General features: G+C 59.6%; 14 protein-coding genes and 2 tRNA genes. 9 read left to right on the plus strand and 7 right to left on the minus strand.

What is annotated here, in order from left to right:
- Positions 1-133: 133 nt before the first annotated feature.
- Positions 134-210: transfer RNA gene (locus HY067_06125), tRNA-Arg, on the minus strand.
- Positions 211-477: 267 nt separating this feature from the next.
- On the opposite strand from HY067_06125, the gene HY067_06130 reads away from it, so the two are divergent.
- The 4 genes from HY067_06130 (at position 478) to pntB (ending at position 5,039) form a co-directional block, all read left to right on the plus strand.
- Positions 478-571 (plus strand) — tRNA-Ser (locus HY067_06130).
- 262 nt (positions 572-833) lie between these two features.
- A complete protein-coding gene (locus HY067_06135; protein MBI3527531.1) occupies positions 834-2,045 on the plus strand; it encodes an acyl-CoA dehydrogenase family protein in 1,212 nt (403 codons plus the stop codon).
- 35 nt (positions 2,046-2,080) lie between these two features.
- Entirely contained in the window at positions 2,081-3,637 is a 1,557-nt protein-coding gene (locus HY067_06140) for a Re/Si-specific NAD(P)(+) transhydrogenase subunit alpha (protein ID MBI3527532.1), read from the plus strand.
- A 10-nt stretch (positions 3,638-3,647) separates the two neighbouring features.
- Positions 3,648-5,039 (plus strand): Re/Si-specific NAD(P)(+) transhydrogenase subunit beta, encoded by a 1,392-nt coding sequence (gene pntB / locus HY067_06145; GenBank protein ID MBI3527533.1) that lies wholly within the window; start codon positions 3,648-3,650, stop codon positions 5,037-5,039.
- A 23-nt stretch (positions 5,040-5,062) separates the two neighbouring features.
- On the opposite strand, the gene HY067_06150 is transcribed toward pntB, so the two are convergent.
- Positions 5,063-5,434, minus strand: a complete 372-nt coding sequence (locus tag HY067_06150) for a hypothetical protein (GenBank protein ID MBI3527534.1) — start codon at positions 5,432-5,434, stop codon at positions 5,063-5,065.
- Between the two features lie 174 nt (positions 5,435-5,608).
- Here HY067_06150 and HY067_06155 point away from each other — a divergent pair, with 174 nt between their 5' ends.
- A complete protein-coding gene (locus HY067_06155; protein ID MBI3527535.1) occupies positions 5,609-5,944 on the plus strand; it encodes a hypothetical protein in 336 nt (111 codons plus the stop codon).
- On the plus strand, positions 5,941-6,198 hold the full coding sequence (locus HY067_06160; GenBank protein ID MBI3527536.1) for a hypothetical protein: 258 nt from the start codon (positions 5,941-5,943) through the stop codon (positions 6,196-6,198). The genes HY067_06155 and HY067_06160 overlap by 4 nt, the downstream gene beginning before the upstream one ends.
- Before the next feature lie 73 nt (positions 6,199-6,271).
- Here HY067_06160 and HY067_06165 read toward each other — a convergent pair whose 3' ends face one another.
- The gene (locus tag HY067_06165) at positions 6,272-6,670 is read right to left on the minus strand and encodes a hypothetical protein (GenBank protein ID MBI3527537.1); all 399 of its coding nucleotides are present in this window, start codon (positions 6,668-6,670) and stop codon (positions 6,272-6,274) included.
- 133 nt (positions 6,671-6,803) lie between these two features.
- On the opposite strand from HY067_06165, the gene HY067_06170 reads away from it, so the two are divergent.
- Positions 6,804-7,709: a LysR family transcriptional regulator gene (locus HY067_06170; protein MBI3527538.1), complete on the plus strand. Its 906-nt coding sequence runs from the start codon at positions 6,804-6,806 to the stop codon at positions 7,707-7,709.
- On the opposite strand, the gene HY067_06175 is transcribed toward HY067_06170, so the two are convergent.
- From HY067_06175 to nikR, 4 genes are all read right to left on the minus strand, one after another.
- Positions 7,706-10,441 (minus strand): DUF2339 domain-containing protein, encoded by a 2,736-nt coding sequence (locus HY067_06175; protein MBI3527539.1) that lies wholly within the window; start codon positions 10,439-10,441, stop codon positions 7,706-7,708. The two genes, HY067_06170 and HY067_06175, sit on opposite strands and share 4 nt — an antisense overlap.
- 144 nt (positions 10,442-10,585) lie before the next feature.
- Entirely contained in the window at positions 10,586-10,969 is a 384-nt protein-coding gene (locus HY067_06180; protein MBI3527540.1) for a VOC family protein, read from the minus strand.
- A gap of 120 nt (positions 10,970-11,089) precedes the next feature.
- The gene (locus HY067_06185; protein ID MBI3527541.1) at positions 11,090-12,241 is read right to left on the minus strand and encodes an NADH:flavin oxidoreductase/NADH oxidase; all 1,152 of its coding nucleotides are present in this window, start codon (positions 12,239-12,241) and stop codon (positions 11,090-11,092) included.
- A 125-nt stretch (positions 12,242-12,366) separates the two neighbouring features.
- Positions 12,367-12,825, minus strand: coding sequence for a nickel-responsive transcriptional regulator NikR (gene nikR / locus HY067_06190; protein MBI3527542.1), 459 nt, complete (start codon positions 12,823-12,825; stop codon positions 12,367-12,369).
- 312 nt (positions 12,826-13,137) lie between these two features.
- Between nikR and HY067_06195 the strand changes: the two genes are divergently transcribed.
- Together HY067_06195 and HY067_06200 are read left to right on the plus strand one after the other, a co-directional pair.
- Positions 13,138-15,141 (plus strand): TonB-dependent receptor, encoded by a 2,004-nt coding sequence (locus HY067_06195; GenBank protein ID MBI3527543.1) that lies wholly within the window; start codon positions 13,138-13,140, stop codon positions 15,139-15,141.
- A 73-nt stretch (positions 15,142-15,214) separates the two neighbouring features.
- Positions 15,215-15,823: a HupE/UreJ family protein gene (locus tag HY067_06200; protein MBI3527544.1), complete on the plus strand. Its 609-nt coding sequence runs from the start codon at positions 15,215-15,217 to the stop codon at positions 15,821-15,823.
- Positions 15,824-15,833 lie beyond the last annotated feature (10 nt).

Raw genomic sequence — 15,833 nt, forward strand, 5'->3', positions numbered from 1 at the left:
CCGATGAGCGCAGTCGGACGAATCGAAGCCTGGCAATGATTGCAAGGGAAGCTCGCGGGGAGACAAGTCCCCATAAAGTCCCCACGCAAATGAAAAACGGCTAGACGCTTTCGCATCTAACCGTTTGATGTACTGGCGCGCCCGGCAGGATTTGAACCCACGACCCCTTGGTTCGTAGCCAAGTACTCTATCCAACTGAGCTACGGGCGCATTTAAAGCGGGACGAATTATAGCAAAGACAGCGGGTTGAGACGAGGGCCCGGGCTGACACGGGGAGGGATGAGGTGGTATCCTTCGCGCTCTCGGTTTGGGCCTCCTGCGGTAATACTGTTACGACGCATGAACGGGCAGGGGTGACCGAGTGGTCATATGCGCCTCTGGCGCATAAAAATAATCGGCTGGCTTGGCGCCACCTGCGGCCACGGGTGACACGGGTAGCTGATGGATTCACGTAGAACTTGCAGGACCGATCAATGCGGAGAGGTGACCGAGTGGCCGAAGGTGGCGCCCTGCTAAGGCGTTATATGGGCTTAAACCCGTATCGAGGGTTCGAATCCCTCCCTCTCCGCCAATCAAAAAAGACCCCGTGCGGGTCTTTTTTGATTGGCGAAGTGTGGAGGGCTCATTCAAACCCTCTGGTTCGACCACGAAGCACTGCTTCGTGGGACGCAGACGCGCGGCTGCGGTCCCTCGCCTCCTGCGAGGGATGACGGGATCGCCCTAAGGCGAGACCGGCACAATCCCTCCCTCTCACAAAGGGCGGACCCCCGAAGGGTCCTTTTTTATTGACGATTGCGCAAGCCCAAGACAAAGCGATCTAAAGGGGACGAACCATGGATTTCGAACACTCGCAAAAAGTAAAAGATCTTCAGAAGCGCCTGCTCTCCTTCATGGATGAGCATATTTATCCGAACGAGGAGCGCTTTTTCCGCGAGGCCGAGGAAGTCGGGCCCTGGAAAGTGGCGCCGGTTCTCGAAGAGGTGAAGGTCAAGGGCAAGGCCGCGGGACTCTGGAACCTGTTCCTGCCCCATTCGGAGCACGGCGCCGGACTGACCAACCTCGAATATGCGCCGCTGTGCGAAATCATGGGCCGTTCCCTACTCGCGCCCGAAGCCTTCAATTGCGCGGCGCCCGATACGGGCAACATGGAAGTGCTGGCCCGTTACGGCACGGAAGAGCACAAGAAAAAATGGCTGGCGCCTTTGCTCGACGGGGAAATCCGCTCGTGCTTTGCCATGACGGAACCGGCGGTGGCGTCCAGCGATGCGACCAACATCGAATCTTCTATCGTTCGCGATGGCAATGACTATGTGATCAACGGTCGCAAGTGGTATGCCACCGGTTCGGTCGATCCGCGCTGCAAAATCTTCATCTTCATGGGCAAGACCGATCCGAACAATCCGGACCGACACAAGCAGCAGTCGATGATTCTCGTGCCTCGCGATACGCCCGGAGTGGACGTGCAGCGTGCGCTGCCCGTATTCGGCTACTACGGCATGCCGGACAGGACGGGCGAAGTGCTGTTCAAAAACGTGCGCGTGCCCGCATCCAACATGTTGCTGGGCGAGGGGCGCGGCTTCGAGATTGCGCAAGGACGGCTCGGACCGGGACGCATCCATCACTGCATGCGCCTGATCGGACTCGCGGAGCGCACGCTGGAAGCGATGTGCAAACGCACGCTGAATCGGGTAACTTTCGGCAAGCCGGTCGCCGAGCAGACCGTGACGCTCGAGCGCATCGCCGAGTCGCGCATTGCCATTGCCCAGAACCGCTTCCTCACGCTCCATGCCGCTTACATGATGGACACGGTGGGCAACAAGGGCGCCAAGGCGGAAATTGCCATGATCAAGGTTGCCGTGCCGAACATGGCGTGCAAGGTCGTGGACTGGGCAATCCAGGCCTTCGGCGCCGCCGGGCTCAGCAACGACCACGGCATCGGCGTGGCCTATGCCCTCGCGCGCCTGCTGCGCATTGCGGACGGGCCGGACGAAGTGCATCGCAACCAGATCGGCAAGCTCGAACTGGCCAAATACAAGCATCGATGATTCACGGAAAGATTACGAATGGAGAGCGCAACGAAATGAAAATCGGCATTCCCAAGGAAGTCCACGCGGGCGAGAAGCGCGTCGCCGCCACGCCTGAGACAGTCGGACAGCTTGCCAAGCTGGGCTATGCGGTGGCGATCGAAGCGGGCGCGGGCGAAGGCGCGCAGTTCGCCGACGATGCTTACCGCGCGGCCGGCGCCGAGATCGTGACGGAACCACGCGCGCTCTGGGCCAAGTCCGACATCGTGCTGAAAGTGCGCGCGCCCGAGCCGCATCCCAGACTTGGCGTGCACGAATCGGAGCTGTTGCGCGAAGGCGGCACGCTGCTGAGCTTCATCTGGCCGGCGCAGAATCCCGAACTGATGGAAAGGCTCAAGGCGCGTCGCGCGACGGTCATTGCAATGGACGCGGTACCGCGCATTTCGCGCGCCCAGAAACTTGATGCACTGAGTTCGATGGCGAACATCGCCGGGTATCGCGCGGTGATCGAAGCGGCTCAACATTTCGGACGCTTTTTCACTGGCCAGATCACGGCGGCGGGAAAAGTGCCGCCCGCCAAAGTCATGGTCATCGGCGCCGGCGTGGCGGGACTGGCCGCTATCGGCACGGCGCGCAGCCTCGGCGCGATCGTCAGGGCGTTCGATGTGCGCCCGGAGGTCAAACAGCAGATCGAGAGCATGGGCGCGGAGTTCCTCGAACTCGATTTCAAGGAAGAAGGCTCCGGCGGCGGCGGTTACGCGAAGCAGATGAGCCCGGAGTTCATCAAGGCGGAAATGGATCTGTTCGCGGCGCAGGCGAAGGACGTCGACATCATCATCACCACGGCGCTGATTCCGGGCAAGCCCGCGCCCAAGCTGATCACCGCCGAGATGGTGGATTCCATGCGCCAGGGGAGCGTCGTCGTGGACCTGGCGGCGGAGCAGGGCGGCAACTGCGACTACACCCGACCGGGCGAAGTCACTGTCCGCAACGGCGTGACGATCATCGGCTATACCGATTTGCCAAGCCGCCTGGCGACGCAATCGAGCCAGCTCTATGGCACCAATCTCCGCCATTTCCTGACCGACCTCACGCCGAAGAAAGACGGCAACATCGTCGTCAACATGGAGGATGACGTCATCCGCGGCGCCACGGTCATCAACCAGGGAAGCATCACATGGCCGCCACCGCCGCTGAAGGTGCCGGCGATTGCAGCGGCGCCGGCTGCCGCTGCAGCGCCCAAAGCGGCAAAGGAGACAAAACCCTCGAAAGGCTACGGCTCGCTGATCGCGATGGCGCTCGGCGCTGCTGCGCTGGCCCTGGTTGGACTGTATGCGCCGCCTGGTTTCATGCAGCACCTCACGGTCTTCGTGCTGGCGTGCTTCATCGGTTTCCACGTGATCTGGAACGTGGCGCCCGCGCTGCACACGCCGCTGATGAGCGTCACCAATGCGATCAGCGGCATCATCGTCATCGGCGCGCTGCTGCAGATCGGCAATCCGTCCTGGATCGTGCTGGTTCTCGCGGGGATTTCGGTTTTGATCGCCACTATCAACATCTCCGGCGGCTTCTGGGTCACCCAGCGCATGCTCAAGATGTTCAGAAGAGACTAAGAGGAAAAACATGGCAGCGGGATTCATCACTGTTTCCTACATCGGCGCAACGATACTTTTCATCCTGAGTCTGGGCGGCTTGAGCCAGCAGGAAACCGCGCGCCGCGGGAATATCTTCGGCGTCATCGGCATGGTGATCGCCATCGTCGCCACGATCGTCGGCATTCAAACGAGCGGCTATGCCGTGCTGTTCCCGGCCATGATCGTCGGCGCGCTCATCGGCGTGTTCGTGGCATCCCGGGTCGAAATGACGCAGATGCCGCAGCTCGTTGCCATGCTGCACAGCTTCGTCGGGCTCGCCGCGGTGCTGGTGGGCGTCGCCAGTTTCCTGGACCCGGGGGCGCATTTCGAAGGTTCGGAAAAGACCATCCATGAGGTGGAGATTTTCCTGGGCGTGTTCATCGGTGCGATCACGTTCACCGGTTCGATCGTCGCGTTCGGAAAATTGCAGGGCACGATTTCCGGCAAACCCCTGATGCTGCCGGGCCGGCACTGGCTGAATCTCTTCGCCATCCTCGCTTCGCTCTGGCTGGGCTATGTTTTCCTGTCCGCGCCATCGACTCAGGAAGGTCTGGTGCCGCTGCTGGTGATGACGGTGATCGCGCTGTTCCTCGGCGTGCATCTGGTCGCCGCCATCGGCGGCGCGGACATGCCGGTGGTGGTGTCGATGCTGAACAGTTACTCTGGATGGGCTGCGGCGGCGACCGGCTTCATGCTGTCGAACGACTTGCTGATCGTGACCGGCGCGCTGGTCGGTTCGAGCGGCGCAATCCTTTCCTACATCATGTGCCGCGCAATGAACCGGAACTTCGTTGCCGTCATCATGGGCGGATTCGGAACGGCGGGCGGCGCCGTCGCAGCGGTTCCGCAGGGAGAGGTGATTGCCACAAGCTCGGAAGAGGTGGCCAGCCTTCTCAGTGATTCCAAGGAAGTGGTCGTCGTGCCAGGTTACGGCATGGCGGTGTCGCAGGCGCAAGGCGTGGTCAGCGAAATCACCAAGCGGCTGCGCGCGAAGAAGATCAATGTCCGCTTCGGTATCCATCCCGTCGCCGGACGGCTGCCGGGACACATGAACGTGCTCCTGGCGGAGGCCAAGGTGCCTTACGACATCGTCCTCGAGATGGACGAGATCAACGACGATTTGCCGCACGCCGACGCCGTTCTCGTTATCGGCGCCAACGACATCGTCAATCCCGGGGCGCTCGAGGATCCCAACAGCCCGATCGCCGGCATGCCGGTGCTCGAAGTGTGGAAAGCCAAGACCGTGGTGGTGTTCAAGCGCAGCATGGCGACAGGGTATGCCGGCGTGGACAATCCGCTTTTCTACAAGGAGAACACGCGCATGTTGTTCGGGGATGCCAAGAAGATGCTCGACGGCATCCTCCAGCATCTGGCGCCTTAGAGGATCGAACACGGCATTCCGATTCAGATTTTCTTGCCGTCGACAGACCCAGCTGTCTGTATGCAGGCACTGATGAAAGAGGACTCGTGCTGCTCCGCCTTCATCGGCTCGTCGAATACCTTGAATACCGCTTCGCTGAGCAGCTTTTCGTCGCTGGAATCCTGGACGAACCACCGTAGTTGAGGCGGAAAGGACTGGATCATGGCCAGGTCTTCGACGAGCTTGTTGACGAAAAATTCACGGGTGATGCCGTTGTCGCGTGCGAGGGCCGCATTGCGGATGAACTCACCACCCTCGGTACACTCGGCCAGAGTGAGCGCATGAGCCATGACTTGAACGGCCCACATATTGCCCAGGACGAAAAGGCCGATTGCGGAAGCCAGACTTCGGTTCATCGTGGTCTCCATTTACAGCGCGCCGACTGCAGGTCTTGAGCGGGGTGCCCTCACTATCACTCGCCCGGCTGGTTCGCGCGGGCCTGCCTGTGCGAATTGTAATCGGTGTTCTTTGTTCTGCTACACTGCTTTCGCGTTGCGCCGCAGCTTCTTTCCCATTGTTAGAGGGCCGCAATGAAAAAAAGGTTCTTCCTGGCGTGTGCGTTGTTCGTATCCCCGGCGGCGCATGCCGATCGCATCTCCCAGATGAACCAGACCGAGTTGTGCACCTATACCGCCCAATTGCAGGTGGCTGCCTATTACTTCTTCGAGCAAGGCAAGCCGCGCGAGGAAGTCAGCATCAAGTGGCACGGCGATGAAACGCAGAATGAAATCGACTTCGTGAACAAGACCGTTGCCGACGCCTACACGTGGCTGACTGGCTGGAAGGGCAGCAGCAACGCATTGCTGCCGGCGCAGTCTTTCGGGGACATGGTGTATCAGGCGTGCATGAGCAAAATAGAATCGTGATCGCGGCGGCAATCGCCGCGCTGGGTTTTGCGAGTGGCGCCCTGGCGCAGAAAGGTGCTGCAGAGAAAGCGCAGGAGGGTGGCATCGATCACTGGATCGAGTACTACAAGGCCGAGCAGCGCAAGCCCGCCGCCACATCCCCGCAGGAGCGTACGGTCGCTCCCATCAATCCGGCTGCACCCGTCGATCGAGCCGCGCCCGTAGAGCGAACCGAGTCCGGCGCGTCACAGCGGGAAAAAACCGAACGCAAATGAAAAGAGAGGTGCGCTTGGCGCACCTCCGGAATGTCCGCGGCCCGGAAAAGGGAGAAACCGGGCCGTGAGCGGTTCAGCCGTTACAGACCGAAGCGATCATGCTGACGAACGCCGGGTCGTTCGGATCCTTGTAGAGCGAGGGTTTCTCGATCTGACCCGCCCACACGGTAGCACCGGTGCCAATTTCGCCGGCGGTCATCGTCCACTGTTCGAAGGCGAGGCTGCGGTCCTCGCAGCGCACCGCATACAACAGGATCTCCGACTTGTGCGGAAAGGCCTCGTCGCCGATCGTCTGCACTTTGCTGAAGCTGCGCAGCACACGCGCCTTCTTCAGATCGCCGACCTCGTAAATGCTGGTTCGATCCACGAACACGATTTCGTTGCTGTCGTGGGCCACCAGGCTCCACTCTTCGGCAAATGCCGTCGTCGCCAGCAATAACAGCGCAGCCATAATCCATCTTGCTGTTTTCATGTCATTTCCTTTCAATCCATCCAATCGGCAACAGAAATTGTTGCATGGCAGCAAATGTAGGCTTCCACAACCGAAACATGAAGTCCGGCAAGTCGCATATCATTCATTCCAGTTAGGCATGATTGAGGGAACAATGGACCGATTCACCGCAATGGGGTTGTTCGTACGCATCGTCGAGACCGGAAGCTTTTCGGCGGTCGCACGCGAGATGAACATGACCCAGCCGACCGTCAGCAAACAACTGACGGCACTGGAACTACAGTTGAAAACCCGGCTGCTCAATCGCAGCACCCGGCAGTTGTCGCTCACCGAAGCGGGCTCTGCTTATTTCGAGAGTTCGAAGCGCATTCTCGACACCGTGAATGAAGCGGAGGCCAACCTAGGTGTGCTGCAGACGCAACTCAGCGGGGTGCTGCGTATCAATTCTTCCATCGGACTGGGTCAGATGTACTTGGGCCCGCTGGTGCTGAAATTCCAGTCGATGCATCCGGGTTTGATGATCGATCTCGCCTACTCGGACCGCTTCGTGGATCTGGTGGAAGAGGGGGTCGATGTGGCCATCCGCATTGGCCGGCTGATGGATTCAAGCCTCGCGGCGCGGCGCATCGGCACTTCGGAGCGCTGCCTCATCGCGACACCAGCCTATCTGAAAAAAAATGGAACGCCGCAGACGCCGCAAGACCTGGTAGGCCACAACTGCATTCTCTATGCGTATCTGTCCACCGGTAACGAATGGGTATTTCACGGCAGGGATGGCGAGATCCGCGTAAAAGTCTCAGGCACCCTGCGCGCGAACAACGGCGAAGCGATCAAGCAGGCGGTCATGGCCGATCTCGGCATTGCCGCGAGCCCGGCATGGCTGATCCAGGACGACCTGAAGGAAGGCAAAGTGCAGGAAATCCTTCGCGACTTCGCTCCCCCGCCCGGGGAAATCAATGCCGTCTATCCGTCGGCGCGGCATGTGTCTGCCAAGGTCCGCGCCTTTACGGAATTTCTGAAGACCGAATTCGAGAAGATCCCGGCGCTGCGCGTGCGCTAATTCTCCGCGGGCGGCCGCGGCGCAAAATAGCTCGCGGCAATGACCAGCAGGGCGACGCCGATCAGCGTTCCGGTCCAGATTACCGTACCGGCATGGGCGGCATCCACCAGCAGTAGTTTGGCACCAACGATCGCCAGTAGTCCGAAACCGATGAACCAGTTTGCGCGAAGGAGTTCGCGGCTTGCGTGAATCATCAAGCCGATGGCGAGGCAGGTCCAGACAAAAGACAGCAGTCCCTGGAACAACGCTGATCGATACAGCGCGTGTTCCTGATAGGCAACGCCGAACCAGTGATGGGCAACGCGCGCCAGGATGAAATTCAGCAACACGAAACCGAGCAAATACCCGATCCTGGTCGCGAACGCCGCGGCTTGCGTGAACGCGAGTTGCTGTCTGGCGCAGTCGCCCCACCAGATGATGGAGGCGATCGCGGCAATGCAGACAATTTCCAGCGGATTCAGCGGAGGGACATAAGGCATACCCCAGCCGGCAGAGTAGTGGCCGCTAAAAACGACGGCCAATCCCAGCAGCACCAACACAGGCGCGCAGGCGATGGTCAGGTAAGCATCCGATTCGCCCGAGAACGGCCAGCGCTGTGCTTGCACGCCCTTGATGACCGCGGCGATCATCGCCACACCCGTGGCCATCCATGCCGCCAATTTCCAGAAACCCTGCGCCACGGCGGCCGGCATTTCTCCTGTCCACCAGGCAAGTTCGACGCCGACGGCGCCGCCAAGTGTCCAGAAGGCGAGAAAGTGACGCGTGCGTTTGCCGAATTCGAAGTTGTCGCGATCGAAACGGAAGTTGATCCGGTATTGAACGGCGAATGCCGCGGGCAGGGCGAAAGCGAATACGCCTGCCAGCAAGCGCGCGTTGTCCGCGAGATGAAGAATTAAGGTCAGTGGAATGCCCAGTGTCAGCAGCCACGCGGGCGTTCGCAGCAGGCGGCTGCCGATCGCGCTGCCGACCGAGTCGAACAGAAAAGCCAGAATCGCGCCGACCGCGAGCACAGCGGCAGGCTGGTTCTGCATTTCAACGAAGACATCGATATCGCGCCACGCCGCATACGCAATCCACGCAAGAGCCCACGCCAGCAATATTCTTGCAGTGGCACCGCTCCAGTTGGGATCCTTGCCTGCGCGTTCCAGCAGACGGGCGCCGAACAGCGCGGCCAACGCGATCACGATCGCGCCAACGACGACGCTGTTGAAGAAAGGCCGTGCATGACCGACGCCGCCGATATGCACGATGAAATACATTCCGGCCACGAATTGCAACAACATGCCGGCAGCACATGCAAGCGAGCGTCTGAGCCGAAGTCCGTACCAGAGGAGCACTGATCCTTCCAGCGCCCACAGCACGGTCGTGGCCTGTGCGCCGAAGGCGAGCGGTACGGCCATCGTGAGGAATGCGGCGCCAATTCCCAACTGGGAACGTTCGACCACTTCGATCGATGGATCGTGTCGAACGAACAACAGCCTCCAAAGCGCGAGATAGTAAAGGCCGGCAATCGTTGCGCTCCACGCGATTGCCATACGGTCGTCCAGGATTGCCTGCTGAAAGCCTGCGGCCGCTATCGGCGTGCCGAAAAGCAACAGTCCATCCGCAACGCTGCGTTTCCCCGGCGCATTGCACACGATCATCAAGACCGGCAGCGCCGAAAAGATTAGGAAGAAAACGATCAAGAAAGCTTCGATGGTGGCGAAATATTCCGGACGGTAGGAACGGCTGCCCCAGGCGAAACCGACCAGGAAAGTGAATGCGAAGGCGGCGAGATTAAGATAGCGCCAGCCCTTGAACCAGTTCACCGTGACGACGAAGGCGTTGAGCAGCAGGTAGTAACCGAACAGCACGACGTAGTCGCCGTTGCCGGTCGAGGCGAGAATCGGTGCGAGAAAGGCGCCGGAGATGCCCAGTCCGGCGAGTGACTGGGCATTTTGGCGGGCAGCCGTGAGCACGCAAACGGTGCCGATGGCCGCAAATGTCAGGAAGGCAAGCGCGGCGCCGATCATCTGGTAGCGCGCCAGCATGAAATAGACGATCAGGTAAAGGATGGCGAAGCCGCCGCCCTGCAGCGCATGACCGAACGTCTCATGCATGCCTTTGGCGGCGCGGTTGCGGCCGAACCAGATCATCGCCACTGCCGCGATCGCGCCCAACGTCAGCCTGACAGGAACCGGCATGAATCCGTATTGCGCGGCGAGACGCAGGCCGGATGCCACGCCGAAGAACAGCAGTACGACGCCGATCTTGGCGAGGATGTTGCCGCCGATCAGCCAGCGCCAGAGACGCGAAAAATCGTCGACCCCGGTGGGTGCGTCGGCAATCGGTTCGGTTCGGCGCGGGGTGCCGGATTCGGGCGGTATTGCGGTAGGAGTTTTCGGAGTTGCGGCCGATAGCGGCAACGATAGCGGAGAGGGCTGCTGTGGAATCCTTTCGGCCGCAACCGGAGAGACGACCGCGTCGTCTGTTGCAGGTGGTGTCTGTGCGGGTGCCGTCGACTGCGCATCGATACCCAGGTGATGCTCGATGATCGTGAGCCGCGCAGACAACTCCGCGAACCGCGCGCTCAATTCGGGATCGAGTTTTTTCGAGGCATCGCGCTGTTGGCTATTGCGCGCGCCATATACCGCTCCGGCGATCAGTCCTACCGCCGCGCCCGCGAGGGCCATGCCTCCGCCGGGCAGCAGCGAACCGATCATGGCACCGGCAATCAATCCGACGAACCACATGGATAAATTCTCCAGCGTGCGGGAAAGACATCATTATGCCGGTGGAATCGGCGGACCGCTCGGGTCGGGAAAGACCGGCGTGCCCGCGCAGTGATCGTGCGATGCCGGGCCGGGCGGGGTGTCGTATTCAGGATCCGGGAGCGGTCAGGCGGGGGCTGTTTCGTTCGGAGAAAAATCCAGCTCGACTCTCGCACCGCTCGGATCGAAGCAGAACAATTGCCAGACGCCAGAGTCAGGCTGTTTGCGCAAATCGTATTTGATGCCGCTCGACTTCAGCTTGGCCGTGATGGCGGGCAAATCCGATGCAGAAAATGCCATGTGATCGAGTACGCCGGCAGGCGGTTCCGGCAGAGGCCGACCGGCCACGACATGCAATACAGGTTGCGCGCCGGCATACAGCCAGGTGCCGGGAAAGCCCAGCGGCGGGCGATAGCCTTCCTTCAGACCGAGGATACCGACGTAGAAATTCCGTGTGGCGTCGAGATCCTTGGTCAGCACGGTGAAGTGATTCATTCCATCAATGGCCATTTAAAACTCCGTGACTGTCGTGACCTGCAGTAGGCAAATGTAGTCAGATAGTATCGAATATCCTTATGATAATTTCGAGGAGAATCCTGAAGAGTCTGGATTCTACGACAGTCACGGTAGTCACGCGATCTTCCGCTTCACCTCGTCCGCAAGGATGTGTTGCCGCTTGTCCAGCCACCAGCCGTATTGCACCGGCCAGGAGCCATATTCTCCCTGAGCACCGAGAACGACTTCCGCATGCAGGGCCCAATTCGGGTTGTAGAGAGACTGGCGGCCGATCGCGATCAGATCCGCCTGGCCATCCTGCAAAATCTGTTCTGCCTGATGAGCATCGAGAATCAAGCCGACCGCCATGGACTTGATGCCGGCTTCCTTTTTTACGCGCTCGGCGAACGGCACCTGAAATCCGGGATTGCGCTTGATGCGTGCGGCCGTTGCGGAACCGAGCAACCCGCCGGAGGAGCAGTCGACCACATCCATCCCGCGAGCCGCCAGCTCCTTCGCCAGCGTTACCGTGTCATCCAGCGTCCAGCCGCCTTCGATGCCGTCGACCGAGGAAATCCGCACGAACAGCGGTTTGTCCCGTGGCCACGCGGCGCGCAGGACTTCGGCGAGTTCGAGTGTATAGCGCATGCGCCCCTTGAGGTTGCCACCGTACTGGTCAGTCCGTTTGTTGGAAAGCGGCGAGAGGAATTCGTGACCGAGATAACCGTGGGCGGAATGCATTTCCATGACTTCAAAGCCGGCAGCAAGCGAGCGCAGCGCGGCGTCGCGCCAGCGTGCCTGTATTGCACGGATGTCGCCCACACTGAGTTCGTGCGGCACCAGCCAGCCGGTGTCCATCGGGATCGCGCTCGGTGCCACGACTCTCCACGCGTCTTCTCCGCGTGCGCGATCACTGTCGTTGATCGGACCGTTGCCGTGCCAGGGCCTTTGCATCGAGGCCTTGCGGCCGGCATGCGCGAGCTGAATCGCCGGTACCGAGCCGTTGGCTTTGATGAAATCGGCAATGCGTTTCAACGGCGGAACGTGCGCATCCGACCAGATGCCTAGGTCGCCGTAAGTGATGCGGCCCTCGGGTTCGACCGCGGCGGCTTCGGTAAAAATCAATCCGGCGCCGCCGACGGCCATTTTTCCGAGGTGGACGAAATGCCAGTCGTTGGCCATCCCGTCATGTGCGGAGTATTGGCACATCGGGGAAATGACGACGCGGTTCTTCAGGGTGATGCCGCGCAGTGTGATCGGCGAAAAAAGAAGCGGTTGCGATGGCATTGAAATCCTCTTGGCGGGATGAATCGCGAAACGATCAGAACGGAGAAATTCGGAAAGGGGAATCTAGAGATTGCGCGCAATCGTGTCCAGGGCCTCGGCGGCATAAGGCCTATTCGATGTCCGCATCAAGTGCGTGGCCGCGTGTGCACGTGATACTGGTGGGTCCGATGGGCGTGGTCGTCCATTTCCACCGGTACGACATTGACCCGACCGTGTCGTACCTCGCGCACGGCCATCAATTCGTTCGCGAATTTGCTCACTTCTCCGGTCGCGCCGCGAAGAATGACCGTCTCCATGCAGTTGTCGTGGTCGAGATGGACATGCATCGATGACAGCACCAGATGGTGATGCTGGTGCTGAAGATCGGTGAGGCGTTCGGTCAGGTCGCGGGCGTGGTGGTTGTAGACGTACGAAAGGGAAGCGACGCAATAAGGCGCTTCCTGTCGATCCAACCGCGCCGACTCGAGCTCATTGCGGAGCATGTCGCGCACTGCCTCGGATCGATTCTGATAGCCCTTCTGGCCGATCAATTCATCGAACTGCCTGGCGAGATCCTCGTTCAGCGAAATGGTGAAGCGATCCATCTGAGTGTCCTCTTATTGATATGAGGTGAGATGTTACCGAAAAACGTAGGAATCAAGACGGATGGCGTGGCGGATTCAAAAAGGGGGTTTACAGCGGCGTTCTACCACTTTATATTATGAAAAACTATTAATATATCCTACTTCATAAATATTTATAGAACAGTGATGTAGAAAGTCTTTCCATTAAAAGATTTAATCTTCCTATCCGGGTGGCATGGTGGAGATATCAAGAAAAGCAAAAAAAAAGGGGAGGTCTTGGTGCGCGTCGCAGGGGTCGTCGGCTGGTCGGTAATCGGTTCGGCGGTACTTCAAATCACGGTCAATGCGGCGGAGGCGGATCTAACCGCCCCCGAAGTGGAGGTCATCGGCAACTACGAGACCGGAATCGGTTCGTCGGAAGCAGCCAGCGAAGGCGTGGTGACATCAAGACGCGTGGAAACGCGCCCGGTCACCCGTCCCGGTGAAGTGCTTGAGTTTGTCCCCGGCGTGATCATCACCCAGCATAGTGGCGAGGGGAAAGCCAACCAGTATTACCTGCGCGGCTACAACCTGGACCACGGCACGGACATCGCCATTTCCATCGCTGGGGTGCCGATCAATCTCCCGACACACGCACATGGCCAGGGATACGCCGACATTAATTTTCTGATTCCGGAACTGGTTCAGCGTGTCAACTTTCGCAAGGGCCCTTACTATGCCGAAGAAGGCGATTTCTCGACTGCGGGGTCTGTGCATATCGATTACGCCGACACTTTGCCCAAGGGAATTGTCAGCACCACGCTGGGAAGTTACGGCTATGAGCGGGCATTGTTCGCTAATTCGCCGAGTCTGGGTGACGGCCACTTGTTGTACGCAATCGAAGCTGTGGGTTATGACGGACCCTGGGTGAATCCGGACAACTACCACCGATTCAACGGCGTCGTGCGCTACAGCCAAGGTAGTCGCGAAAACGGATTCGCGATCACCGGCCTCGCGTATGACAGCAAGTGGAATTCGACCGACCAGGCGGCGAAACGGGCCATCGACCAGGGGCTGATCTCGCGCTTTGGATCACTCGATCCCACGGACGGCGGCGAAACCTCGCGCTACAACCTGTCGTTCCAGGGACGGCAAACCGAGGGTGATCTGCAATACCTCGTCGATGCCTACGCCTTCCGCTACAACCTTAATTTGTGGAACAACTTTACTTACTTCCTGGAAGACCCGGTCAACGGCGACCAATTTTTGCAGGTCGATCGTCGCAACGTTGTCGGCTTGAATCCGCGAATGATTCTGTCGCACAAACTGGGTGACGCTAGTGCGGCACTGCAATTCGGCATGCAGGCGCGGCGCGACGACATCGGCAAAGTCGCGTTGTATAGCACCAAGGCGCGCGATGTCCTGTCGACCACCCGCGACGATAGCGTGAAGGAAACCAGTGTCGGGTTTTACGCGGAAGACTTTGTGCAGTGGAACGACTGGTTCCGCTCCACGGTCGGCATGCGCACCGATTTTTACCAGTTCAAGGTCAACAGCGATCTCTCCGTTAACTCAGGCAATCGCAGCGATCATATTACGTCACCGAAGCTGAGCCTCGTGTTCGGGCCGTGGTCCAAGACCGAATACTTTTTCAACGCCGGCTACGGTTTCCACAGTAACGATGCCCGCGGCACCACGATCACGGTGGATCCGAAGACGCTGACTCCGGCGGATCAGGTGACCCCGCTGGTACGCACCAAAGGCGCCGAAGTCGGTGTACGCACGGAAATCGTCCCGAAACTGCAAAGCTCAGTTGCGTTCTGGGTGCTTAAACAGGCATCGGAATTGTTATTTACGGGAGATGCCGGCACCACCGAGGCGAGTCGCCCGAGCTATCGCGAAGGCGTGGAATGGACCAACCATTATCGTGCCACGGACTGGTTGCTATTCGACCTTGACTTGAGCCTGTCACGCTCGCGCTTTACCGATCCCGATCCGGTGGGTGACCAGATTCCGGGCTCCATCGAGCGGGTCGCCTCGTTTGGTGCCACCGTGGATCAAATCAGGGGATGGTCGTTTACCTGGCAGACACGCTATTTCGGTCCGCGTCCGCTGGTCGAAGATAACAGCGTTCGATCACAATCGGCGATCCTGACGGACCTTCGTGCCGGCTACCGCCTGGACAAGAACATCAAGCTAAGTCTCGACGTCATTAATCTGTTTGACCGCGAGGGAAGCAACGTCGACTACTTCTACATGTCCCGCTTGCCCGCGGAACCGGCCGGCGGCGTGGCTGACATTCACTTTCATCCGATCGAACCGCGCATGGCACGGCTGACGCTGACTGGCTACTTCTAGAACCAAGTGTTGATCCTCGTCCTGACTGATTCGAACTGGCGAGTACTCCATTTAGAAAAATCGAAGGGCGCGCATGTCGATCAAGCTTGAATTTCTTTTGATGTCAGTTGCTGCCGGCTGCCTGCTTGAGCCAAGTGTCGGGCTCGCCCACGTGGGCCAGGGCGATATCTCCGGAGGCTTCGTGGCGGGTCTGGAGCACCCGATTTTCGGGCTTGATCACGTAGTCGCCATGGTTGCCGTCGGCATCTGGGGCGCGCAACTGCGGGCGCCCGCGATCTGGGTGCTACCCGTCACTTTCCCGCTGGTCATGTCTTTCGGCGGCATCCTTGGCGGGCTTGGCGTGCCGATTCCCGGAATCGAAATCGGCATCGCCGTGTCGGCGATCGTTCTGGGTGCGATGGTGGCATTCGCCGCGCGTCCATCACTATGGATTGCTGGCGTTATCGTCGGCGTGTTCGCTATTTTTCACGGCTACGCGCACGGCGCCGAGCTTCCGGAAGCGGCCAATGCGATTTCCTATGCCATGGGATTCGTGATTGCCACCGGCAGCCTGCATGTCCTGGGGATACTGATAGGGGTGATCAACAAGTGGCGGGTAGGGGAAAAATGCCTGCGTGCCGGCGGTGCCCTGATCGCGCTTTGCGGCGTCTATTTCCTGGTTTCCCACTTCATCGGCGGCTGAACCCGGCTTC

This window comes from Betaproteobacteria bacterium, assembly GCA_016194905.1.
GTDB lineage: Bacteria > Pseudomonadota > Gammaproteobacteria > Burkholderiales > JACQAP01 > JACQAP01.

What these genes read in the sequence shown, in the direction of transcription:
- pntB (MBI3527533.1), top strand. Translation starts at nt 3,648, where the DNA reads ATGGCAGCGGGATTCATCACTGTTTCCTACATCGGCGCAACGATACTT.
- nikR (MBI3527542.1), bottom strand. Translation starts at nt 12,825, where the DNA reads ATGGATCGCTTCACCATTTCGCTGAACGAGGATCTCGCCAGGCAGTTC.
- HY067_06200 (MBI3527544.1), top strand. Translation starts at nt 15,215, where the DNA reads ATGTCGATCAAGCTTGAATTTCTTTTGATGTCAGTTGCTGCCGGCTGC.
- HY067_06135 (MBI3527531.1), top strand. Translation starts at nt 834, where the DNA reads ATGGATTTCGAACACTCGCAAAAAGTAAAAGATCTTCAGAAGCGCCTG.
- HY067_06170 (MBI3527538.1), top strand. Translation starts at nt 6,804, where the DNA reads ATGGACCGATTCACCGCAATGGGGTTGTTCGTACGCATCGTCGAGACC.
- HY067_06155 (MBI3527535.1), top strand. Translation starts at nt 5,609, where the DNA reads ATGAAAAAAAGGTTCTTCCTGGCGTGTGCGTTGTTCGTATCCCCGGCG.
- HY067_06165 (MBI3527537.1), bottom strand. Translation starts at nt 6,670, where the DNA reads ATGAAAACAGCAAGATGGATTATGGCTGCGCTGTTATTGCTGGCGACG.
- HY067_06180 (MBI3527540.1), bottom strand. Translation starts at nt 10,969, where the DNA reads ATGGCCATTGATGGAATGAATCACTTCACCGTGCTGACCAAGGATCTC.
- HY067_06140 (MBI3527532.1), top strand. Translation starts at nt 2,081, where the DNA reads ATGAAAATCGGCATTCCCAAGGAAGTCCACGCGGGCGAGAAGCGCGTC.
- HY067_06175 (MBI3527539.1), bottom strand. Translation starts at nt 10,441, where the DNA reads ATGTGGTTCGTCGGATTGATTGCCGGTGCCATGATCGGTTCGCTGCTG.
- HY067_06150 (MBI3527534.1), bottom strand. Translation starts at nt 5,434, where the DNA reads ATGAACCGAAGTCTGGCTTCCGCAATCGGCCTTTTCGTCCTGGGCAAT.
- HY067_06185 (MBI3527541.1), bottom strand. Translation starts at nt 12,241, where the DNA reads ATGCCATCGCAACCGCTTCTTTTTTCGCCGATCACACTGCGCGGCATC.